This is a genomic window from Kribbella sindirgiensis, from assembly GCF_004331435.1.
Taxonomy (GTDB): domain Bacteria; phylum Actinomycetota; class Actinomycetes; order Propionibacteriales; family Kribbellaceae; genus Kribbella; species Kribbella sindirgiensis.
This window is the reverse complement of record NZ_SJKA01000027.1, coordinates 15,840-39,170: the sequence shown is the minus strand read 5'-3', so window position 1 is coordinate 39,170 and position 23,331 is coordinate 15,840. Positions and strand designations below refer to the sequence as shown.

The following is a 23,331-nucleotide window of genomic DNA, read 5'->3' as shown; positions in this document are numbered from 1 at the left end:
CATCGGCCAGTTTCGCTCCGCAGTACGCCGACTGTCCACGCCCGATCAGGGCCAGGGGCGGGTCTCCGCGCGATGCGTGTCGAGGAAGTCGGCGAGAGCCAGCGCCCGCAGGTCCTGGTGATGCGGTACGGCGAGTTGCGCCCCGATCGGCATCCCGGACGTCGACCAGCCGGCGTTGACCGTGGTCGCGGGGTGCTGGGACATGTTGTACGGGACCGTGAACGCGATGTGCTCGAACGGCTTCCCCGGATCGTCCGTCGGGTACGCGAGCTCCGCCGGGAAAGCCGTGATCGGCGCGACCGGCGACAGAATCACGTCGTACGTCGTGAACACCCGGCCGACCGCGGCGGCCATCGCGCCCATCTGGCTGTACCCATGGAAGACGTCTGCGGCGGTGAGCTCCGCCGCGGACGAGACCCACGAGCGGATCTGCGGGAGCACCTTCGCGCGGCGTTCCTCGGGCAGCGCGGCGATGTCCGTGGCGGAGCGGATCCGCCAGAAGCGATCCAGACCGTCGAGCATGTCCCGGGTGATGATCGGAGTGATCGGCTCGACGATCGCGCCGGCCTTCTCGAGTACGGCGGCCGCGGCCGAGACCGCCGCGGTGACCTCGGGATCGACCGGCAGCCCGACGCCCGCGTCGAGTAGCAACGCCACGCGCAGACCGTCGAGGTTCGCCTCGAAGACGTCGGACGCGAGAGGGATCGAGGTGTGGTCGCGCGGGTCGTACCCGGACATGACCTGCAGCGCGAGCGCCGCATCCGGCGCCGTACGGGTCAGGGGTCCGATCGCGCGCCCGGCGTACGGGTTGCCGACCGCGATCCGCCCGTGCGTCGGCTTCAGCCCGATCAGTCCGCACCACCCGGCCGGCAATCGGATCGACCCGCCGATGTCCGTACCGATGTGGATCGGCCCGTACCCAGCGGCCGCCGCGGCCGCCGCACCGGCGCTCGAACCGCCGGCCGTCTTCGTCAGGTCCCACGGATTGCGGGTCAATCGGTGAAAGGTCGAGACGCCGGACGACAACATCCCGTACTCGGGCATCGTCGTCTTGCTGAAGATCACCGCCCCGGCCGCCCGCAACCGCGCCGCGGCCGGCGCATCCTCCGGCGCCGGGACGAGCGCAGTCGCCGCGGTCCCTTGCGGTACGGGCGTTCCGCGCGTGGCGATGTTCTCCTTCACGGTCACCGGTACGCCGTCCAGCGCGCCCGCCGTACCGCCCCGCCAGCGACGCTCGGACTCCTGCGCCGCGGCCCGCGCGCCGTCCGGATCCAACGCGTAGAGCGCACACAACCGCGGTTCGTACGAAGAGACGCGGGTCAGCACGTCCTCGATGACCTCGACCGGGGACACCGATCCGTCGCGGTAGCCGGCCAGGAGTTCGGTTGCCGTCAAGTCAGCGAGATTCATTCAGAGTCCCTTAGTTCGGTGGGTCGAAGCGGCCGTCGACCGCGGTCCAGCCGCCGTCGACCGCGAGGACGCTCCCGGTCACGAAGCTCGAGGCGTCGGAGGCGAGATAGACGACCGCGCCGGCGAGCTCGCTCGGCTGGGCCCAGCGACCGAGCGCGCCCTTCTGCGCGTAGGCGTCGTACCAGCCCTGGTCGGCCTTGATCTGCGCGGTGAGCGGTGTCTCGACGACGCCCGGGGCGATCGCGTTCGCGCGGACACCGGACGGGCCGAGTTCGGCGGCCGCGGTGCGCAACAACTGGACGAGGCCGGCCTTCGTTGCCGCGTACACCGATTGCCCCGGCTCGACGGTAGTGCCGCGGATCGAGCTGAATCCGATGATGCTCCCGCTCCCCCGCTCCGCCATGCCACGCCCGAACCCGCGGATCAGCTGGAACGACGCGCGCAGGTTGAGCGCCACGACCCGGTCGAACTCCTCGCCGGTGTAGTCGAGGATCCGCTTCCGCACGTTCGTCGCCGCGGTGAACACCAACACATCCACAGGATCCAGCTCAACCGCAGCCTGCTCAATCGCAGAGTCGTCCAGCACATCGAGCCCGTACGCCGTCATTCCCCCACGACCCGCCGTCTCGCGGGCGGCGGCGAGGTCCCGGTCGGCGCAGGTGACGCGGGCGCCGTGCGCGGCCAACGCGAGAGCGCTCTCCCGCCCGATCCCACTGCCCGCGCCGATCACCACCGCATGCTTGCCGTCGAGCCGGAACAGGTTCGCGTACTCCGTCATCGTGTCACCTCGGAATGGGTCATGGGCGCGGGCGGATGATGGCCATCCGGGTCGTGGTGAGTTCCTCGATCGCGAACCGCGGGCCTTCACGTCCCGTACCGGAGTCCTTCACGCCGCCGTACGGCATCACGTCGGACCGGAACCCGGGCACGTCGTTGATCACCACTCCCCCGACGTCGAGCCGATCGATCGCCGCGAACGCCGTCTCGAGCGAGGACGTGAACACGCTCGCATGCAGCCCGTACCGGGTCTCGTTGACCGCACGCAGCGCGCTCTCCACGTCCGGAACCGACCGCACCGCGATCACCGGCCCGAAGATCTCCTCGTCCCACGCCTGCAGCCCGTCCGGTACGTCGGTCAGCACGATCGGCCCGAGTACGTCGCCAGCGGCCTCGTACGCGACCGATCCGCCGGCCTGGACCGCGTCACCGACCCATTGGCGCACGCGATCGGTCGACGCCGGGTTGATGAGCGCGGACACCCGGGTCGCCGGATCACGCGGATCGCCGACCACCACACCAGGCATTCGCGCGCCGAGCCTGTCCAGCAACGCGTCCCGCACCGACTCGACGGCGATCACGCGCTGCACGGAGATGCAGGCCTGCCCGGACGCGTAGTACCCGCCGCGCACGATCGCGTCGGCGGCCGCGTCCAGGTCGGCGTCCGCGGCAACAACGAGCGCGGAGTTGGACCCGAGTTCGAGCAGTACCTTCGTCGGCGCCGCGTCGCGCGCGATGCGATGCCCGACCGCCGCGGATCCGGTGAAGGAGACGGCACCGATCCGAGCGTCCGTGGTGAGCGTGGCACCTACGTCCGCGCCGCCTGTGATCAGCTGCAGAGCACTCTGCGGTGCTCCCGCGTCAGCGAGCGCGGACCGCATCAGGTGTGCGAGCCAGAGCGTCGCGAGCGGCGTCTGCGGTGCGGGCTTCACGATGATCGGGCAACCGGCCGCGAACGCCGGCGCGATCTTGTGCGCGGCGAGCAGCAACGGGTAGTTGAACCCGGTGATCCCGATGACCACGCCGATCGGTTTACGTACCCAGAACCCTTGCAGTCCTTCGCCGCTCGGCAGCAGGTCGAGCGGCACCGTCTCACCGTGCAGCCGGGCAACTTCCTCCGCCGAGGTCTCGAGCGTGAGCAGTGTCCGATCGATCTCGACCCGGCAGTCGACCAGCGGCTTGCCGGTCTCCAGCACGAGCAGATCCACGAACGCGTCCCGGTTGGCGAGTACGGCGGAATGCACGCTCTGCAAGACTTTCCGACGCAGGTACGACGGGAGCCGGCCGACCGTTTCTCGTACGGCGAGCGCGCTCTCGAGCGCCGCCTGAGCGAGCTCGACGTCCCCGACCGGTGCGTGCGCCACGGTCGAACCGTCGTACGGGAAGATCACCGGAGCGGTTGACGGCGCCTCGACCCACGTCTCGCCGATCGGCAGGCCGGACGGCATCGTGATCGTCTCGCCGCTGTCGAGCTGGATCTTCACGCTGATTCCCCCTTCGCGAGTAGGTCGGCGGTGGTCGCACCGGACAGCGCCCTTTGGAGCGTCGGGATGGCCGACACCAAGCGCTGCGTGTACGGATGCTGCGGGGCGGCGTACACGTCACCGGTGTAGCCCGTCTCTACGATCTGGCCGGCGTTCATCACGGCCACGCGGTCGCAGACGTGCTTCACCACGGACAGGTCGTGCGAGACGAACACGAGCGTGAGGTCGAGTTCGTCGACCAGGTCCGAGATCAGGTTGAGGACCTGGGCGCGGACAGACACGTCGAGCGCGCTCACCGGCTCGTCCGCGATCAGGATCCGCGGGCGCGGGGCGAGGGCGCGGGCGATCGAGATGCGCTGCCGCTGGCCGCCGGAGAACTGGTGCGGGTACCGGTCGCCGGCATCCGCGGAGAGACCGACGGCTTCGAGCAGCTCGCGAACGCGCTCGCCGGACGCCGGATGGCCCTGAACGACCAGCGGTTCGGCGATGATGTCGCGGACCCGCATGCGCGGGTCGAGGGAGCTCATCGGGTCCTGGAACACGAGCTGGAGGTTTTCGCGCAGCGACCGCAGCCGGCGTTCCGGGAGGCGGGTGATGTCGGTGTCCTCGACGATCACATGGCCGGAGGTGGCCCGGTCGAGAGCGGCGATCAGGCGCAGGAGGGTCGACTTGCCGCAGCCGGATTCACCGACGATGCCGAAACGCTCGCCCTGCTTGACTTCCAGGCTCACGCCCCGCAGCGCGTGCACGACCGGAGCCGGCTGGAACAACGAGGTCCGCGGGCGGGGGTAGTCGCGCACCAGATCGACCACCTGGATCGCGGTCGGCGTCTCAAGTTCGTGCGTCGTAGGGATGTGCTCAGTCATTACCCACCCCCGCCGGGTGATGACACGCGAAGCCTGCGGTCTCGGAGCCTGTCCACGGTGGTGTCTCCTCGCAGAGCGCTGTCGCGTGCGCGCATCTGGTCCGGAAGACGCAGCCCGACGGGAACCGGCCGGCGGGCGGTACGTTGCCGGGGATGGTGGTGAGACGACGGGACGTGGTTTCGAGGTCGGAGGCCGCCAGCAAGCCTTCTGTGTAGCGGTGACGAGGACGGGTGAACACCTCGGCGACAGGGCCCGCCTCGACGACGCGTCCGCCGTACATGACGAGGACTCGTTCGCAGACGGTGGCGACGACGGCGAGGTCGTGGGTGATGAAGAGCAGCGCGGACGACCGGTCCACGACACCGCGCACGATCAGGTCCAGGACGAGGGCCTGGACGGTCACATCGAGTGCGGTCGTCGGCTCGTCGCAAATCAGCAGGGCCGGATCGTTGGCCAGTGCGAGCGCCAGGACGACTCGTTGCCGTTGGCCCCCTGACAGCTGGTGGGGATAGGCGCGAAGGGTCTCGGCCGGGAGTTGCACGCGGTCGAGCAGGTCGGCCGCCGCGGTCCGGGCCGCGGGTTTCGCGAGGGTCTTGTGGATCAGCATCGCCTCGGCGAGCTGGTCACCGATCCGCATGGTCGGGTTCAGCGCGGTCATCGGTTCCTGGAAGACCATCGCGATGTCGCGGCCGCGCACCCGGGACATCCGTCGCTCGTCCGCGCCGACCAGTTCGTGGTCGACGCCGTCGAGCCGCACCGACCCGCCGGCCCGCACGTCCTCGGGCAACAACCCGAGAATGCTCAACGCGGTCAGTGACTTCCCTGACCCCGACTCCCCGATCAGCCCGACCCGCTCCCCCGCACCGACCGTCAGATCGACATCGGACACCAGCGCCGTGTCCCGAACGGTCACCGACAACCCGCGCACAGTCAGAACGTCGTTCACCGTCGATCCTCCAGTTTCGGGTCGAAGCGGTCTCGGAGGCCGTCGCCGAGCAGGTTGAAACCGAGGACGGCGATCGCGATCGCGATCCCGGGGAAGATCGCCAGCCGCGGCGCGGTGAACAGGAACTCCTGGCTCTCCTGCAGCATCCGGCCCCAGGACGGTGTCGGCGGCGGCGTTCCGTACCCGAGGAACGACAGCGCCGCCTCGGCCAGGACCGCGATCGCGAAGGACACCGACGCCTGCACCGTGATCAGGCTGGTCACGTTCGGCAGGACGTGCCGCAGCGCGATCGGAAACGGTTGCCGGCCGGCCGCACGCGCCGCGAGCACGTACTCCGTCCGCATCACCTGCAACGCACCGCTGCGGATCACCCGCGCGAAACTCGGCACCGAGGCGATGCCGATGGCAACCATCGCGGTCAGCGTGCTGGCCCCGAACACCGCACCGAACATGATCGCCAGCAGCAACGCCGGGAACGCGAGCAGCAGGTCGTTGGCCCGCATGATCACCTCGCTCGGCCACCGCCGTACCATCGCCGCCAGGATGCCCAGCGGTACGCCGATCACCGCGGCGACACCGACCGCGACGACGCCGACGAACAGGGTCGTCCGCGAGCCGACCATGATCTGGCTGAGCACGTCCCGGCCGAATTTGTCGGTCCCGAACCAGTGTTCCCACGACGGTTTCAGCAAGCGCGAGGTCGGGGTGACAAGCGTCGCGTCGTACGGCGTCCAGACGAAGGACACCAGCGCCATCAGCACGATCACCGTGACGATCACGCCGCCGGCGATCAGGCTCGGGTTCAGTCGCTTCATCTACGCCGTCCTCAGTCGCGGGTCGAGGGCGACGTACAGCAGGTCGACGAGGAAGTTGACCAGCAGTACGGCGAGGACGAGGACCATCACGACGTCCTGCACCAGGAGCAGGTCGCGGTTCGAGACGCCGTCGAGCAACAGGCTGCCGAGGCCCGGGATCACGAAGACGCGCTCGACGACGACCGCTCCGATCAGCAGCGTCGCGAGTTGCAGACCGAGCACGGTCACCACCGGTACGGCGGCGTTGCGGAGGCCGTGTCGCCAGAGCGCCTGGAACGGACGCAGGCCTTTGGCGCGGGCGGTGCGCAGGTAGTCCTCGCGCAGGACATCGAGCACAGCGCTGCGGACGTAGCGGGTGAGGACGGCGCCTTGGACCAGGCCGAGTGACAGTGCGGGGAGGATCAGTTGCTTCAAGAACATCGTCGGATCCTGTGCGGGCGGTGTCCAGCCGTTGGCCGGCAACCAGCCGAGCCGCACCGCGAACACCACGATCAGCAGGATCCCGGCCAGGAACGCCGGAACCGCGACGCCGGCCTGGGAGAACGCCGAGAGCGCCAGCCCGGAGATCTTGCGGTGCCGCGCCGCCATCACCGTCCCGGCCGGAGCAGCGACCACCAGGGCGATGATCATGCCCGCGACGACCAGCCACAGCGTGACCTGCAGCCGGTCGAACACCTGCGGACCGATCGCCACCTTCGACACGTACGACGTACCGAGGTCACCGTGCAGCAGTCCGCCCAGCCAGTCGAAGTACTGCGTGGGCAGCGGGCGGTCGAGGCCGAACTGCCGACGCAGTTCGGCCACTGCCTCGTCGGACGCGTTCACTCCGAGCGCGACCCGGGCGGGATCCCCGGGCAGTACCGCCATGAACGCGAAGACCAGGATCGAGCTCACCGCAAGACTGACCAAGAACACGCCGGTGCGCTCGATCAGGCGGAGGATCATCGGGCGAGCTTGGAGAGATCGAAGTTCTCGGTGATCGCGTTGGTCGGCAGCCCCTTGACGCTCTTGTCGGCGACCATCAGGTTCGGCAGCAGGAACAGCCAGTCGCCCGCGGCCTGCTCGGACAGCCGGCGCGCCGCCTTCTTCATGTTGTCGACCTGCGCGGCCTCGTCACCGGAGTCCGCCGCGGCCAGGTAGCCCTGCAGCGTCGGGTCGTCGTACCGGGTGTAGTACTTCGCGTTGAACACCGCGCCCAGGTCGCGCGGCTCGACGTGCGCGATGATCGACATGTCGTAGTCGGCGTTCTTGAACACCGTCGTCAGCCAAGCCGCCGGGAACTCGAGCTGGTCGATCGCCACCTTCAGCCCGGCCTGCTCCAGCTGGCTCTTCACCACCTGGCCGCAGGACGTTGCGTACGGCAACGTCGGGAGCCGGAGCCGGAGCGTCTTGCCGACCGCCCCGGACGCCTGCAGCAACGACTTCGCCTTGGCCAGGTCGTACGGCGCGACTCCGGTCAGGTCCTCGTACCACGGGTCGGTCGGCGGGACCATGCTGCCGATCAGCTTGCCGCGACCGGCCCAGCAGGTGTCCAGCAACGCCTTGTGGTCGATCGCCATCCGGATCCCCTGCCGGGTCCGGATGTCCTTGAACAGCGGCAGCGAGTTGTTGAAGGACAGCAGCACCTCGCCGTTCGTCGTGCCCTCGATCACCTGGTACTTGTCGTTGCTGGTGAACTGGCTGAGCGCCTCCGGCGCCTGCACCGTGCCGATCACGTTGATGGTGCCGGTGAGCAGCGCGTTGTTCAGCGCGGTCGCGTCCTTGAAGTACTTCAGCGTGATCTGCTGGAAGTACGGTTTGGCGCCCCAGTAGCTGTCGTTGCGGACCATCACGATCGAGTCGCCGCGGTTCCACTTCGAGAACTTGAACGGGCCGGAGCCGACCGGAGCGGTCGCGAGCGCGCTGACACCGCTCTCCGAGAACATCGCGCCGATCCGGGTGGTCATCCGGAACAGCCAGTCGTTGCTCGGCTTCGTCAGCGTGACCTGCAACTGGGTCGGCGACAGCGCCTTGGCCTGCGAGACCACGTCCATCGCGGCCTTCAGCGACGTCGTCCACGCGGTCTTCACCCGGTTGATGCTGAACACCGCGTCGTTCGCGGTGAACTGCTTGTCGTTGGTGAACTTCGCGTTGTCGACCAGGTCGAACGTGTACGTCTTGCGGTCCGGCGACACCGTCCACGACTTCGCCAGCGACGGCACGATCTTGCCGGAGTCGTCCTGTTCGACCAGCGTCTCGTACACGTTCCCGAGCAGTACCTGCGGGATCGCGGCACCGTCCGTCGTGGTGAAGTCCAGGCTGGCGGGCTCCGCGACCAGACCGATCGACAGGTTCTGGTCACCGCCCGGGGAGCTGCCGGACGACGTACCGGATCCGGCCGAGCAGGCTGTCACGGCCAGCAGCGCGGCGGACGCGAGGAATGCGACCGCTCGAGTGGAAAACGACGGCTTCACGTCTACTCCTCCGATGCGCCGACTGGTCTGACCAGTGGACTAGGTCTCAATGGGGCACTAGGTTTGTCCCCTGCTCAGGTGCCTGTCAAGCGAATGGGGGTGTGCCGGAATGACAAAGAGCCCGAAGTTCGAGCCGGTACAACCCGTGCGCGCCTACCAACGGATCGTCGAGCAGGTCGAGGACGCTCTCGCCCGTGGTGACCTGGTTCCGGGCCAGCGGCTGCCGAGCGAGCGTGAACTGGTCGCCCAGTTCGAGGTCAGCCGGTCGACCGTTCGCGAGGCACTGCGGGTGCTGGAGAGCAACGGCGTGGTCCGCTCCCGGCCCGGCGATCCGAACGGCCCGGAGATTCTGCCGTTCTCCTCCTCCGCGCTCCGCAAGCAGGTGGCGCGGCTGGCCCGGGTCGACGAGCTGACCCTGAGCGAGCTGATCGGGTTCCGGATGATCATGGACGGCGCCGCGATCCAGGTCGCGTCCCGGCTGCGGACTCCCGAGGAGCTGGACGACCTGGAGGCGACCCTGGTCGCGATGCGGGACGCGATCGACGTCGACTTCGCCGCGTTCAGCGAGGCCGATCTCGCGTTCCACGAACTGATCGCGCGGATCAGCCGGAACTCGCTGATCCAGACCTGTAACGAGGTCGTCCGCGGTGTCGTCCTCGGACTGATCGCCGACAAGGTCGCGCACGCCGCCAACAGCCGCGCCCTGATGCTCGAGTCGCTGCACCACCACGCCGAGGTGGTCGACGCGATCCGCACCGGCAACGGCCACGCCGCGGCCCGGATCGCCCGCCAGAACATGTTCGACTACTACGCCGGGTACGTACCCGACTCCGAGCAGGAAACGTTGCGAGCGCTCATAGAGGACTGAGTGATTTCCGTGGCATTCTGACGGGATCGGTTCACTGCTGTGGGGGGCACAAGCGTGAGCAAACCTGCGATTCTCACGGTCGACGACGACCCGATGGTCTCGGCGGCCATCTCCCGTGACCTGCGCCGGCGGTACGGCGACGACTACCTGGTCGTCCGCGCGACCTCGGGCGATCAGGCCCTCGCCGCGCTGACCAAACTCGCGCTGCGCAACCAGCCGATCGCGTTGATCGCGACCGACCAGCGGATGCCCGGCATGACCGGCATCGAGCTGCTCGAACGCGCCCGCGAGCAGGCCCCGAACGCGAAGTACCTGCTGCTCACGGCGTACGCCGACACCGACGTGGCGATCCGCGCGATCAACGAGATCGGCCTCGACTACTACCTCCTCAAGCCCTGGGACCCGCCCGAGGACCAGCTCTTCCCGGTCGTCGACGACCTGCTCGGCGACTGGCAGCACGCCAACCCCGAGCACACCTCAGATGTTCGTGTCGTCGGCAACCGCTGGTCGGACCGCGCACACGACATCAAGACGTTCCTGGCCCGCAACCACGTCCCGTACCGCTGGTACGACGTCGAGCGCGACACCGAAGGGCAGCGGCTGCGGGAGCTCGCCGACGCCGCCGACCACGACCTCCCGCTCGTCCTGATCCCGGAAGGCGACACGCTCCGCTCCCCCAGCGCGCTCGACCTCGCCTCTGCACTCGGTCTGCGCACCCGTGCCGAGCAACCGCTGTACGACGTCTGCATCGTCGGCGGCGGACCGGCCGGACTCGCGGCCGGTGTCTACGCAGCATCCGAAGGCCTCAGCACGGTGATCGTCGAACGCGAGGCACCCGGCGGACAAGCGGGACTCAGCGCCGCGATCGAGAACTACCTCGGGTTCCCGCGCGGCCTCACCGGCTCCGACCTCGCCCAGCGGGCCGTCGCGCAGGCGTCCCGCTTCGGCGCGGAGATGGTGCTCGCGCGCTCGGTCGTCGGCCTCGAGTCCCGCGGCCCCGTGCACGCCGTACTGCTCGAGGGATCCGGTGAGATCGAGGCCCGCGCGCTGATCGTCGCGACCGGTGTCTCGTACCGCAGCCTCGACGTCGACGGCCTCGGCGACCTCACCGGGCGCGGCGTGTGTACTACGGCGCGACCGCGAGCGAAGCCAGGCAGGTCCAGGACGACGAGGTGTACGTCGTCGGCGCGGCGAACTCGGCCGGACAGGCAGCGCTCAACCTGGCCCGGTACGCCAAACGCGTCATCCTCGTGGTCCGCGGCGACACCCTCGAGACCTCGATGTCGCGGTACCTCATCGACAAGATCACCGAGGCCGCGAACATCGAAGTACGGTGCCGGACCGAGGTGGTCGGCTGCCGCGGCGACGGTCATCTCGAGGCCCTGACGCTCGCGGATCGCAGCTCCGGGCGGGTCGAGGAGGTGCTCGCCGGCTGGCTGTTCATCTTCGTCGGCGCGATCCCGCGGACGGACTGGCTCGGCGACTCCGTCGTCCGCGATACCAAGGGGTTCGTCGTGACGGGACCGGATCTGATCGCGCAGAACCGGTGGTCGCTGCCCAGGACGCCGTACGCGCTGGAGACCAGCGTGCCGGGGGTGTTCGCGGCCGGCGACGTACGGCTCGACTCGATGAAACGCGTGGCGTCCGCGGTCGGCGAAGGCGCCATGTCGATCTATCTCGTCCACCGCTACCTTGCGACGATCTGATGACTGGGACCTTCTGATGAGGGCAGAGGACCTGCGCGCGATCCCGCTCTTCGCCGGGTTGACCGATGCGCAACTGGACGAGCTGATCGACGGCAGCACCGAGGTGTCGATCGAGCGGGGCGTCGACCTGTTCCACGAGGGCGAACCCGCCGATTTCTGGTGGGTGCTCGTCGACGGCGCGATCTCGCTGCACCGCAAGATCGGCCGCGAGGACACCGTGCTGGGCAAGATGGACGTCGCGGGGCGCTGGGCCGGCGGGTTCCGCGCGTGGGACGAGCACGGCCTGTACCTGGCGAGCGGCCGCGGTCTCGCCGAAGGGCGGGTCCTTCGGGTGCCGGCCGACATACTGCGGGAACGGATCGACGACTGGTTCCCGCTCGCCGGGCACCTGATCAAGGGGGTCTACGGGACCGCGCGGGCAATCGAGTCGACGGCCCGGCAGCGCGAGTCGCTGATCACGCTCGGCACGCTGGCGGCCGGGCTCGCCCACGAGATCAACAACCCCGCCGCGGCCGCCGCACGATCGGTCAGCGCACTCGACACCGCGTGCGTCACGCTGCTGTCGGCGCTGCGCGGTCTCGCGGAAGGCGACGTGACGGCCGCGCAGTTCAGCGCGCTCGACGAGCTGCGGCTCGAGCTCGGCTCAGGGACGGCGGCGCCGGATCCGGTGGACCTCGCCGATCACGAGAACACGATCGCGGACTGGCTCGATGAGCACGACGTCGAGCGATCGTGGTTCGTCGCGCCCCCGCTCGCCGCGGCCGGCACGAGCGTGGGCTGGTGCGAGCGCGCGGCCGACGTACTCGGCGATGCTTTGGGACCCGGTCTCGAATGGGTGGCCAGCACGTTGTCGGTCGCGACGCTGCTCAGCGAGGTGAAGGAGTCGACGAGGCGGATCACCGAACTGGTCGCCGCGGTCCGCTCGTACTCGCAGATGGACCGCGGCTCGATCCAGACGATCGACGTCACCGAGGGGATCGAGAGCACGCTCGTGATGCTCGGGCACAAGCTCCGCGACGGCGTCGAGGTGGTGCGCGCATATGGCGCCGGCGTACCCCGGATCGACGCGTACGCCGGCGAACTGAACCAGGTGTGGACGAACCTGATCGACAACGCGGTCGACGCGATGGACGGCGTCGGCACGTTGCGGATCACGACCCTGGCCGACGGCGACCGGATCGTCGTCGAGATCGCCGACACCGGTCCAGGGATGCCGCCGGAGGTCGCGGCCCGTGCGTTCGAGCCGTTCTACACGACCAAGGACGTCGGCAAGGGCACCGGCCTGGGCCTCGACATCGCGCAACGGATCGTCGCCGAACACCACGGCGGCACGATCGGCATCACGTCACGCCCGGGCGAGACCAAGGTCCAGGTGCGGCTCCCGCACCAGCCGCCCGGCTGAGATCAGGTGTCGTGCTCGAGGATGCGGACTCGGGGCACCTTCAGGAGCTTGCGTGCCTTGGTGGTCCAGTCGGAGCACACGAATGATGCTGCGGTCTCCGGCCAGGCGACCACCACGACCTCTTGGCTCTTGGTGGTCTTCACCATCTGCATCAGCGCCAGCAGCACCTCGCCGTGCGTGATGGAGACGTGCACCGGGTAGCCGCTCGCCGCCCGAAGCTGCCGGGAGCTGTGCTCGATCACCGAGGCGAGATCGACGGCCGGGTCCGCGAGGGTCGCCGTCGGTGGTCCGCCCTGTGTTCCACGCTGTGTTCGACTCTGTGCTCGGTCAACCGTTGCCGGCGGGCTGATGCGCGCCGACGCCACCGTCGCCGAGCCGACCACGGACGCCGAGCCGGTCAGACCGGCCACGTCCGCGAACGTCGATCCCAGCAACGCCATCGGACCGCCGAACCCGCTCTCCGGATGACTGGACACCAGCAGGTGATAGTCCACGGTGTCCTCGCGCTTTGCATGCAGGGCGGCAACGCGGCGCGCGTCGCCCTCGCTCATCTCCCGCTCGATGAGCACCACCACGTCGTACGTCATTCGTGGCTCCCTTCGCGTCAATTCCGTTGTACTCCTGCCCGGGTGCCGACCAAAGCACCGGCCGCGCGTCCGTCACGGAATTGTCAATTTCCTCTCAGGGTCCTCCCAGACTCGCCCGAGTGCAGGTCAGGGAGCCGGCGAGGTTGCGCCGAGGCTCTCGCGGGCGCGGGTGTCGGGGGCCAGACCGGACAGCAGGTACGGCGCGTCGATCAGTGAGAGGTTCGCGCCGTCGAGCAGGCGCGGATGCAGCGCGTACACTTCCGCGCCCGCGCGCGGCGTGAGGTCACCGGTCAGCACCGCGACGAGATCGGCGCGTTTCGCCGCGTCCTCGTCCCAGCTCCGGTCCGGCTCCAACCGCGCAACGACCCGCCGCGCGAACGCCGCCGGCTCCTCGGCCGGGTCCCGGACGTAGCCGACGACCGACCCGTCGGCGCACCGGACCGCGATCTCGTCGGCCCGGGCGGCCGCGTGCCAGCAGCAGATCTCCCACAGACTCACCCGGTCGCCCGACCCGTGCACCTCCTCCAGCGTCGCCGCCATCAGCCCGAGATGACCGCCGTACCTCGCGACGTTGTGGCCGTGCCCGGCCGCGCCGAGGTTCACGTCGTACCAGCGCAGCTCCTTGGTCCGCAGGTCGACGCCGAACGGCAGCAGGATCTTCGCCGCGCCGGCCAGGTCGAAGCGGTCCTCGACCGCCGCCGGATCGAACAGCCCGCTCGGTTGCCGCAGCAGGCCGACGAAACCGCGCTCAAGCTCGTCGAACGGTACGTCGTTGTAGCTGAACACCACCGGCAGCAGATAGCGACCGCCCACCCGGCGCACCGCGCGCAGATCGATGTCCACGAATTCCGTCGAACCGTCAGGGCCCGGCGCCGACGTCAGATCGCCGGAATGCACCAGCGCGTCCTGGTCGAACCGCAGCCGGGTGTAGTCGCACAGCCCGACGAAGGCCCACTCCTCGTCGAACACCGCCACCGACAGGTCGAGGTCGATCCTCCGGCCGCGCGGCTCGACCCAGTGCAGGAACAGCCGCAGCAGCTCGTCCTGCGGGATCGGCACCGCACTCCCCCGCGTCATCCGCAGCAGGCTCGACGACGCGTTCCGCTCCGAGCCCGGCGCGGCGATCCGGGACAGCTCCTCGTCCAGGAACACCCTGCGCAGACGCGGCAGTCCCGTGGCCCGGCGCAGCATCTCCCCGGTCAGTACGCCGGACAGCTCGACCGCGAGCTCGGTCGGCAACGACTCCCGGTCGTCGACCGCCGTCCATATCCGGGCGGTCCCACCGCGCGGGAAGAACAGCCGCAGATCACCCGGCGGCGTCCGGACCTGCCCCAGGGCGGCCGTGATGACCGCCGGCGACACGTCCGACACCGCGGTCGTCACAGCGTCGACGAGCTCACCGTGCTGCTCCGGTGGAAGCGCCCGCGCCAGGTGCACAAGACGGCGTACCAACTCGCCCGGACGTTGCCGCAGCAGATCGAGGGCCAGCTCCGGCCGCCCCTGCGCGAACGCGCCTTCGACGCGGGAGCTGAACGTGCTCATCACGAGCCGCCCACTCTCCACCCGTACCAGCGGATGCCGCGACGCCTCGCCCGCCACCGCACGCCCGGCGGCCGTTCCGAGATCCAGATCGGTACGACGGAGGACCGCGAACGCCAGCGCCGCGACCGGGAAGCGGGTGGCGAACTCGAACGGATGCAGGTTCTCCCCGATCCGCTTCCAGGCGCGCTCGTGACGCAGCATGTCCTCGACGAGGGTCTCGACCGGCAGCCGGTCCAGACGCTCCAGCACGAGCCGTCGAGTTGCCCGCGGCAACGACTTCCGCCGGGCCGGCGGCGTCCGCAGCCCGGGGTCGGCGTCCATCAAGGCGTAGACCAGCCGCAATACGTCGGTCGCGGTGTCGGCGCGATCGATCAGCTCGGGATCGTCGGCCAGGAAATGCGCGATGACCAACGCACGCGTCTCGCGGACCGGGATGTCGTCGGGAATCCAGGCCGAGCTCGCGCCGTCGAGCAGCACCTGCAGGTCCGCGCGATCCCCCGCGGACAAGGGCGCGCGGCGCGCCAACAGGGCCCCGACGGTCTGGCGGACCGAGTCGGCCGTGGCCAGCGAGAGCAGCCGCAGACGATCCGAACGGACATGCGCCGGCGGCTCCTCAGCCGGCGAGGGCTTGAGGAACGGATCCTTCGGGTCGATGCGCCGCAGGCACAACGGACAGGCGCTGAAGTCGCTGCCGTCCCAGCACGTGCGGCAGACCAGATGTGCGCATGGGGAGACCGCGTGCACAGACGTCGTGTCGCCGCAGAGCACGCACGGTTGCTCCGGCTCCTGCAGCAGGCGCGCGAAGACCCGGTTCACGTAGAAGGTCTCGGTGTCGCCCGGCACACTCTCCGGGAAGCCCCGGAACAACGGTGTGTGCTTGGCGTCGAACCCGGACTCGGCGTCGAGCAGGTCGAGCAGCGCACTGCCGAAACCGGCCAGCGCGGGCGCCGACAGCGAGGCACAGTGCCGGTACAGACCGACCGACAGCAGGAGACCGCGCTGGATCAGGTCGGCCTGGAGCGCGGACAGGCCGGCCTGGATCGTGAGCGGCCGGCGCAGCCAGTGCCAGGCGGAGCGCCGTACGGGAGGAGTGAGGGCGGTGGCGTCGACGAGCCGGCGGCGGCGCAGCAGGACGGCAGCCTGCGGATCCGCTGGTTGGTCCGGCATCGGCGTCTCCCCCGGGTGGGCGTCAGGAAGGCGCCAGGGGCGGAGAGCGAACGCGCTACTTGGCCTGGTGAAGGAGAAGGAAGCACGTCCAGGAGCCGCCCCTGGCACTGAGAACGCTACCGGGCGCCACCGACAGTTTCGGCGCCGCCGCCCACCGGAGGGGCTCAGAAAAGAAGAGCTCCGGTAGCAGGGTCGGGGCCGCCCCGCCCAGACCCCGCTACCGGAGATCTCCAGAGTAGAACGTTCACCCAAATACTGCGCCACCGGGTCCCCGATTCGTTGCCGAACTGGCACTGATGCGCCGCTGCGATCACTGTCGGCAGGCGCGATGCCACGGATAGTGATTGGCATAGTCCGTGGGTAATTACTGTGCGGTAAATTGGGGGCTCCCGCGTTTAGCCGGTGAACGATCTCTCTTAAATGTAAGAAAGAAGTAAAGAAATACCGCCGGTCACCAGTCGTTTCCGCCACCGGTGAACCAGTCGTTGCCACCGGGACCGTCGGCGCCGGTACGGGCGGGGAAGGCGGAGAAGGCTGGGATCTGCATGATTTTCGACCCTTCTTGGTGCTGACCAACTGGTGGAATGGCCCGGGCATCCGGGTGACCTGATGTGAACAGGTCGTTACTATGAACGCATAACCGCTCAGATCGACCGCTTGTGAGGCAGACGATGATTCTGATCGGTCGGAGCAGCTGGGTGCTACCTCGGCAATGGAAGCTCTGGTCGTTGCCGAGGACCGCGCTGACTTATGTGCTCGCGATTGATTTGATTGCGGTGACGATTACCACACTCGCGGTCCGGAGCACGCTGAGCGGCCCGCATTCCGGTGTCCGCCATTCGGAATGGGTGGCGTTCGGCGTCCTCGCCGTTGCCTCGACCCTGCACCTGGAATTCGCCCGCGGAATCGAGCGCCGGCGCGAGCTGGCCGCGAACACCTCGCCGCACACCAACCTGAAGTGCCTGTGGATCTTCGCGGCTCTGCTGCTGCTCCCGCTGTCGCTGGTCGTCCCGCTCGTCGTACTGGCCTACACCTATTCCTGGTTCCGCGTGTACGGCCGGACCGTTGCGCACCGCAAGGTCTTCTCCACCGCCACGTACGTCCTGGCCAGCGCCGCAGCAGCCGCCGTACTGCGTGCAGGAGGTCTCCTCGACGCTCCGCGCGTACCTACCGGTTTCTGGTCGCTCCTGGTGGTTATGGCCGCAGCCGCGACGTGGTGGCTGGTGAACTACGCGCTGGTGATCGGAGCGATTCTGCTCTCCACTCCGGAGGCCACAGCACGTGAGGCACTCGGTGAGCTGTCAGACCAGATCGTCGTGTGTGCCGGCCTGGGTCTGGGCGTAGCGATCGCTGCGGTGCAGTCGTCGTACCCCTGGGTCGTTCCGGTACTCATGGTGACGGTCCTGGCGCTGCACAGGGACCTGCTGCTCCCGCAGTACCAGCGGGCCGCAGGCATCGACGACAAGACCGGCCTGGCCACCTCGTCGTACTGGGCGAGCGCGGTGCCCGCAGAGCTCGCTCGCGCGGACACACTGCGCAGCACGGTCGGTCTGCTGATGCTGGACCTGGACAGGTTCAAGGAGATCAACGACACCTACGGTCACCCCGCTGGTGACGAGGCGCTGCGTGCTGCCGGGGAAGCGATCCGGGCGGAGGTGCGGAACGGCGACCTGGTTGCACGGGTCGGTGGCGACGAGCTGGCGGTGCTCCTGCCGGGCGCGTTCGAGTCCGAGGTGCTGGAGATCGCAGAGCGGATCAGAGAGCGGCTCGTGACGCTCACGGTCTCGGTCAGTACGACGGACGGCGGTACGGCAACGCTCGACGGCGTACCGGCCTCGTTCGGCGCGGCCGTCTACCCGGCCGTGGCCAGCACGATGGACCAGCTGATCCTGGCTGCCGACGACGCGCTGCTGCGGGCCAAGCGGTCCGGGCGGAACCAGATCGTGGTCGCCCGCCCGAACCACTCCTCCAACCACTCCGAAGACCTGCAGCCGAACGAGGCTGCTGAACAAACCGTCAGCGACTGACCTCGATCAGCGCCTTGCCGCGCAACGTGCGGTTCTCCAGCGCCCGGTGCGCGTCGGCGACATGGTCGAGGTCGTAGACCTGGTCGATGACCGGCTTGAGATCCCCAGCGGCCGCACGAGCGATCACGTCAGCCCCTGTGACGGACGTAGTCGTCGAATCCGCCCGCAGATCCATGATGCCCTTCACGGTGAGCCCGCGCCGCTCGACCTCCGCGGCGTCGTACGGCGCGAAACTGCCGCTCGGCGCTCCGTGCGCGGAGATCCAGCCGCCGTCCTTCACCACACTGAACGCAGCCGCGCCCAGCTCGCCACCGGCGCCCTCGAACACGACATCGGCACCGGCGCCGTTCGTTGCCTCCAGCACCGATTTCTCCCAGCCCGGCTTGCCGTAGTCGATCAGTACGTCGGCGCCCTGGGCGCGGCTGAGTTCGAGCTTCTCGTCACCGCGGGCCGCCGCGATGACGCGGGCTCCGGCCTGGTGCGCCAACTGGATCAGCAGCAAGCCCATGCCGCCGGCGGAGGCGGTGATCAGTACATCCTGCCCGGCCATCGGCGGCGCGAGTTCCTCGAGCATGAGAGCCGTGAAGCCGTCGCCGTACACCGCCACCGCGGTCCGCAGGTCGAGTTCGGGCGGTACCTCGACCAGATCGGTCGTGGTCAGGGCCAGCTCCGCATGAGCACCGAAGGCCACGCCCCGCCCCACGACGGTCTTGCCGATCCAGTCCGCCGGCACTCCCGCGCCGACCGCGCGGACCCGTCCGCCGAGGTTGCTGCCGGTCACGTACGGCGTCTGCACGTCGAAGAACTCGCCGTGCTCACCCCGGCGGATCGCGGTCTCGACGAAGATCACGTCCGCGACACCGACCTCGACCAGCACCTGCCCGCCGGCGGGCTCGGGGGCCGGGACCTCACGGGTCTCGATCACGTCCGGACCACCGAACGCGGTCACTACTGCTGCACGCATATTCACACTCTCCGGGTTTGTCGGTCTGACCCTCCGAGCCTGCAACCTCAACGAAGGTTCAGGTCAAGTCCAACCGGCAGCTCGACAGTACGTATATGTCCACTGGCAGCACGCGCACGCCTGCCAACCGGCTCGATCAACGGCTAGTGGACCTATACGTACTGTCGAGCTGCAGAGCGCGGCGGATCTGTCGGCGGCGGGGCGTACTGTGCGGGGCATGTTCGACGCCGTCTTCGTGCCTGCCGACCCGCCGCGCGCTGGCCGCCTGGCGCTGTACGGCGACCTGGCCGGCGCGGGCGAGACCGCCGACGGGACGGTCGACCTGGTCCTCCCCCGCGGCACCACAGTCCGCCGCACCACGGTCCCGGCGCGCTTGCTGTCCATAGACGACGTACTCACCCGTCTGACCGAGCCGGACGAGCCAGGCGGGCACGCCTCGACTAGTTGGGCCGCGTGGCGGGCGGCTGGGCTCGCGGGGTTGGTGCTGATCGGGCGCGGGCGGCTGGTGCCGGACCAGAGCCCGGAGGGGTACGGCGCGTGGCGGGTGGCGCCGCTCGACCCGCTCGACCACGCCTGGCTGCGGAACCTCAGCGCCGCAATGCCGGCGTACGGTCATGCACTGCCTCTCGACGGCACTCGCCCGGTCCGGCTGATCGAGCCGGAGCACCTGGTCCGCGCGTTCTGGGACGCGCTCGCGGACACCCTCGTCCGCACTCCCGCCGCAGCTGTCGCGGCACGCCCCGGCGCGGCGCCGTTCGCGGCCGCCGAGCCCACACAGCTCCCCGGCCCGACCGCCTGGCTCGACGAAACCGCCCTCGCCGAGCAAGCCGGCACCCGCCTCGTCCTGCGCATCGAGCCGCCAGAAGACGCACCGGACTTCCGGGCAGTTCTGCAGTTGCGCAGCGGCGTGGACCCGAGCCTGCTCGTCGACGTCGCGGACATGTGGAACGCCCCGGCCGCCGTACTCACGGCCCTCGGCGAACGCGCCGAGACCGACCTCCTCCTCGCCCTCCGCCGCGGCGCCCGGGTCTGGCCGCCACTCGGCTCGGCTCTGCGTGACGCCGCACCGGAAGACATCCCGATCGACGACGACGCGTTGGAAGAGCTCGCCGAGGGCAGTACGGCGCTGGAGGGCGCCGGCATCGAGGTGCTCTGGCCGACCGAGCTGTTCGCCGGCGAACTCGCCGTCCGCGCGACCGTCGCGACACCGACTCCCGGCGCCGTCACCGGCCCTGATTTCAGCCTGACCGAGCTCGTCGCGTTCCGCTGGCGTCCCACGCTCGACGGCCAGGACCTGACCGAGGCGGAGGTCGCGGCGCTCGCCGAGGCCAAGCGCCCGATGATCCGCATGCGCGGGCGCTGGATCCGGGTCGACCACGACCTTGTCCGGCGGCTCCGCAACGGTTCCAGCCGCAAGCTCACCGGCGCCGAAGCGCTCGGCGCCGCGCTCACGGGGACCATCGAGGTGGACGGCGAGCTGGTGCCGTTCGACGCCGACGGTTCGCTGGCCGCGATGCTCGCCCGGCTGCGGACGGCCGAGGAGCAGGCTCCGTTCACCGAGCCTGCTGGTCTCCAGGCGACCCTGCGCGACTACCAACGCCGCGGCGTCGCGTGGATGGCGCAGCTCGCCAACCTCGGTCTCGGCGGTTGCCTCGCCGACGACATGGGCCTCGGCAAGACGATCCAGGTCATCGCGCTGCACCTGCAGCTCAAGGGGCGCGGCCCGACCGTCGTCGTCTGTCCGTCGACGCTGCTCGGCACCTGGGAGCGGGAGTTCGAGCGGTTCGCTCCCGGCGTACCGACGCGCCGCTACCACGGTCCGGGACGGACGCTCAGCGATCTCGCGCCCGACGAGGTCGTGCTCACGACGTACGGCGTGGTGCGCCAGGATCACCGGGTGCTCGGTGAGATCGCGTGGGGCCTCGCCGTCGCGGACGAGGCGCAGCACGCGAAGAACCCGTTGTCCCGCACCGCCCGTGCCCTGCGAACGTTGCCATCGGCAACCAGGATCGCCCTGACCGGCACTCCGGTGGAGAACCGGCTCTCCGAGCTCTGGTCGATCCTCGACTGGGCGGCTCCGGGGCTGCTCGGCACGCTCGACAGGTTCCGCCACGACGTCGCCGTACCGGTGGAGCGGTTCCACGACGAGGAGGCGACCGCTCGGCTCGGTCGCGTGACGCGGCCGTTCCTGCTGCGGCGGCGGAAGAGCGACCCGGGGATCGCGCCGGAGCTGCCGCAGAAGTCCGAGCACGACGTCGTCGTACCGCTGACCACCGAGCAGGCCACGCTCTACCAGGCCGTCGCGAAGGAAACGCTCGCGAAGATCGAGGATGCCGAGGGCATCGCGCGGCGCGGGCTGGTGCTGAGTCTGCTCACGCAGTTGAAGCAGGTGTGCAACCATCCGGCGCAGTTCCTGCACGAGCCCGGTCCGCTCGAGCGGCGGTCCGGCAAGCTCGCGGCGCTCGACGAACTGCTCGACGTGATCCTGGCCGAGGGCGAGTCGGTGCTGATCTTCAGTCAGTACGTCGAGATGTGCCGGCTGATCGAGGCGCATCTGGCGGCGCGGCAGGTCAAGACACTGTTCCTGCACGGCGGCATCGGGGTGCGGAAGCGCGAGCAGATGGTGGAGCAGTTCCAGTCGGGCGAGGCGCCGGTGTTCCTGCTGTCGCTGAAGGCGGGCGGCGTTGGGTTGACGCTGACACAGGCCACGCATGTCGTGCATTACGACCGCTGGTGGAACCCAGCGGTCGAGGACCAGGCGACGGACCGCGCGTACCGGATCGGTCAGGACCGGCCGGTGCAGGTCCACCGGCTCGTCACGGAGAACACGCTCGAGGACCGGATCGCCACGGTGATCAACGCGAAACGCGACCTCGCGGACGCGGTCGTCGGATCGGGCGAAGCGTGGTTGAGCGAACTGTCGGACGCCGAGCTGACCGAGCTCGTCGAGCTGTCGACCGGACCGGTGCGATCCGGGTCGACGAGCGCCTACAACCCTTCTGCCGTTGGGAAATCCGATGCCTGACGAGAACAGGCCGGCTGCGTCGGGGCCGGCGTGGTGGCGGAGTCGGGAGGATGCGGGGCTGCCGGCGGCGAAGGGCGCGGGGAGTCGGCGGTCGTTCGGGGCGACGTGGTGGGGACGGGCCTGGTTGGAGGCGCTCGAACAGCGGGCACGGCTCGATCCGGGGCGGCTGTCGCGCGGGCGGTCGTATGCGCGACGCGGCAGTGTGCTGGAGCTGACGGTCAGCCCGGGCGAGGTCGAGGCAGTAGTGCAGGGCAGCCGCGTCACGCCGTACCAGGTGACGGTCCGGATCCGTGCGTTCACCGCGGCCGAGTGGGACGCCGTACTCGACGTTGTGTCGGCGCAGATCGGGCGGGTCGCGGCGCTGCTCGACGGGGAGTTGCCGCCGGAGGTCGTCGAGGACGTCCAGGCGGCCGGGCTGGACCTGTTACCCGGCGCAGGCGAGGTGCTGACGAACTGCAGCTGCCCGGACTTCGCCGTACCGTGCAAGCATTCCGCGGCTGTTTGCTACCTGGTGGCGGACGCGCTGGACGACGATCCCTTCGCGCTACTCCTGCTCCGCGGCCGGCGCAAGGACGAACTCCTCTCAGCCCTCCGCTCGCGCCGCACCGGCAACACCACCGCACCAGCTCCGCTCCGCGCTCCCGCACCAGCCGGCATCCCCGCCATCGCAGCCTTCGCCCGCCACATGCCAACCGCACCGGGCGCGGATGCGGGTGCAGGTGTGGTTCCTGTGCCGGTGCCGCCTCGGCCGCTGGGGGCGCCCGGTGTGCCGGCGGCAGTGAAGGTGCTGGACCCACCGCGATCATCCGGCGTCGACGTACGCGACCTCATCGCCCTGGCCACCGACGCCGCCCGCCGAGCCTGGGAACTGGCCTCCGGCGACCCCACCCAGGCACTCACCTACGAGCAGGACCTAGCCCGCCGAGCCGCACACCTCCTCGGTACGCCGGAACTAGCCGACCTAGCGCACCGAGCCGGCACCTCCGCCCGCCGACTCACCACCTGGGCCACCGCCTGGCGCCAAGCCGGCCCCGGCGGCCTGGCCGTCACCATCGACGACCCCCACGAAGTAGACCCCGAAGCCCTGACCGAAGCCCTAGAAGCCCTCCCCCAAGCCACCACCGAAGCCAACCGGGTCACCAAGGGCAAACTCCAACTCCGCCTCGGCAAAGACAACCTCTGGTACCGCTTCGACAAAAGCTTCAACGACTGGACCCTCACCCGCCCACCCACCCCAGACCCCCGAGCCCTCCTCTAAGCTCCAACCACTTACCTGGGGAGGGATCAATCAC

The 23,331-nt window shown here is 69.5% G+C and carries 17 protein-coding genes and 1 pseudogene; 7 read left to right on the top strand and 11 right to left on the bottom strand.

The genetic code is table 11. From position 1 onward, the window contains the following. Positions 1-45: 45 nt before the first annotated feature. The 8 genes from E0H50_RS39985 to E0H50_RS39950 are packed head-to-tail and all read right to left on the bottom strand — an operon-like array spanning position 46 to position 8,751. Positions 46-1,410, bottom strand: coding sequence for an amidase (locus E0H50_RS39985; RefSeq protein ID WP_131296377.1), 1,365 nt, complete (start codon positions 1,408-1,410; stop codon positions 46-48). A 10-nt stretch (positions 1,411-1,420) separates the two neighbouring features. Further along, complete coding sequence (locus E0H50_RS39980) at positions 1,421-2,188, bottom strand: SDR family NAD(P)-dependent oxidoreductase (protein WP_131296376.1); 768 nt, start codon at positions 2,186-2,188, stop codon at positions 1,421-1,423. A gap of 19 nt (positions 2,189-2,207) precedes the next feature. After that, positions 2,208-3,671 carry an aldehyde dehydrogenase family protein gene (locus E0H50_RS39975; protein ID WP_238151671.1) on the bottom strand — a complete coding sequence of 488 codons (1,464 nt, stop codon included), beginning with the start codon at positions 3,669-3,671 and terminating at the stop codon, positions 2,208-2,210. After that, the gene (locus tag E0H50_RS39970) at positions 3,668-4,537 is read right to left on the bottom strand and encodes an ATP-binding cassette domain-containing protein (RefSeq protein ID WP_131296375.1); all 870 of its coding nucleotides are present in this window, start codon (positions 4,535-4,537) and stop codon (positions 3,668-3,670) included. The genes E0H50_RS39975 and E0H50_RS39970 overlap by 4 nt, the downstream gene beginning before the upstream one ends. Next, positions 4,530-5,483, bottom strand: a complete 954-nt coding sequence (locus E0H50_RS39965; protein WP_202868543.1) for an ABC transporter ATP-binding protein — start codon at positions 5,481-5,483, stop codon at positions 4,530-4,532. The genes E0H50_RS39970 and E0H50_RS39965 overlap by 8 nt, the downstream gene beginning before the upstream one ends. Continuing rightward, a complete protein-coding gene (locus E0H50_RS39960; RefSeq protein WP_131296374.1) occupies positions 5,480-6,298 on the bottom strand; it encodes an ABC transporter permease in 819 nt (272 codons plus the stop codon). The genes E0H50_RS39965 and E0H50_RS39960 overlap by 4 nt, the downstream gene beginning before the upstream one ends. Beyond that, on the bottom strand, positions 6,299-7,243 hold the full coding sequence (locus tag E0H50_RS39955) for an ABC transporter permease (RefSeq protein WP_131296373.1): 945 nt from the start codon (positions 7,241-7,243) through the stop codon (positions 6,299-6,301). It abuts the gene before it with no gap. After that, complete coding sequence (locus E0H50_RS39950) at positions 7,240-8,751, bottom strand: ABC transporter substrate-binding protein (protein ID WP_131296372.1); 1,512 nt, start codon at positions 8,749-8,751, stop codon at positions 7,240-7,242. Before E0H50_RS39950 ends, E0H50_RS39955 begins: the two co-directional genes overlap by 4 nt. A gap of 109 nt (positions 8,752-8,860) precedes the next feature. Here E0H50_RS39950 and E0H50_RS39945 point away from each other — a divergent pair, with 109 nt between their 5' ends. The 4 genes and pseudogenes from E0H50_RS39945 to E0H50_RS39935 all read left to right on the top strand — a co-directional run bounded on the left by E0H50_RS39945 (position 8,861) and on the right by E0H50_RS39935 (position 12,727). Continuing rightward, on the top strand, positions 8,861-9,619 hold the full coding sequence (locus E0H50_RS39945; protein ID WP_131296371.1) for a FadR/GntR family transcriptional regulator: 759 nt from the start codon (positions 8,861-8,863) through the stop codon (positions 9,617-9,619). A gap of 93 nt (positions 9,620-9,712) precedes the next feature. After that, positions 9,713-10,684, top strand: a pseudogene (locus tag E0H50_RS44355) (NAD(P)/FAD-dependent oxidoreductase); the annotation flags it as partial. A 56-nt stretch (positions 10,685-10,740) separates the two neighbouring features. Next, entirely contained in the window at positions 10,741-11,325 is a 585-nt protein-coding gene (locus E0H50_RS44350; RefSeq protein ID WP_337590395.1) for an NAD(P)/FAD-dependent oxidoreductase, read from the top strand. Positions 11,326-11,341: 16 nt separating this feature from the next. Continuing rightward, positions 11,342-12,727, top strand: a complete 1,386-nt coding sequence (locus tag E0H50_RS39935) for a sensor histidine kinase (protein ID WP_131296370.1) — start codon at positions 11,342-11,344, stop codon at positions 12,725-12,727. A 2-nt stretch (positions 12,728-12,729) separates the two neighbouring features. Here E0H50_RS39935 and E0H50_RS39930 read toward each other — a convergent pair whose 3' ends face one another. Next, entirely contained in the window at positions 12,730-13,314 is a 585-nt protein-coding gene (locus E0H50_RS39930) for a hypothetical protein (RefSeq protein ID WP_131296369.1), read from the bottom strand. Between the two features lie 126 nt (positions 13,315-13,440). Beyond that, complete coding sequence (locus E0H50_RS39925) at positions 13,441-16,023, bottom strand: MXAN_6230/SCO0854 family RING domain-containing protein (RefSeq protein ID WP_131296368.1); 2,583 nt, start codon at positions 16,021-16,023, stop codon at positions 13,441-13,443. 776 nt (positions 16,024-16,799) lie between these two features. On the opposite strand from E0H50_RS39925, the gene E0H50_RS39920 reads away from it, so the two are divergent. Beyond that, positions 16,800-18,050 (top strand): GGDEF domain-containing protein, encoded by a 1,251-nt coding sequence (locus E0H50_RS39920; protein ID WP_238151670.1) that lies wholly within the window; start codon positions 16,800-16,802, stop codon positions 18,048-18,050. On the opposite strand, the gene E0H50_RS39915 is transcribed toward E0H50_RS39920, so the two are convergent. After that, entirely contained in the window at positions 18,040-19,014 is a 975-nt protein-coding gene (locus E0H50_RS39915; RefSeq protein WP_131296366.1) for a zinc-binding dehydrogenase, read from the bottom strand. The genes E0H50_RS39920 and E0H50_RS39915 overlap by 11 nt on opposite strands. A gap of 217 nt (positions 19,015-19,231) precedes the next feature. Between E0H50_RS39915 and E0H50_RS39910 the strand changes: the two genes are divergently transcribed. Together E0H50_RS39910 and E0H50_RS39905 are read left to right on the top strand one after the other, a co-directional pair. Beyond that, on the top strand, positions 19,232-22,039 hold the full coding sequence (locus tag E0H50_RS39910) for a DEAD/DEAH box helicase (RefSeq protein ID WP_131296365.1): 2,808 nt from the start codon (positions 19,232-19,234) through the stop codon (positions 22,037-22,039). Next, a complete protein-coding gene (locus E0H50_RS39905; protein ID WP_131296364.1) occupies positions 22,032-23,297 on the top strand; it encodes an SWIM zinc finger family protein in 1,266 nt (421 codons plus the stop codon). The genes E0H50_RS39910 and E0H50_RS39905 overlap by 8 nt, the downstream gene beginning before the upstream one ends. The last annotated feature ends 34 nt before the right edge of the window (positions 23,298-23,331 follow it).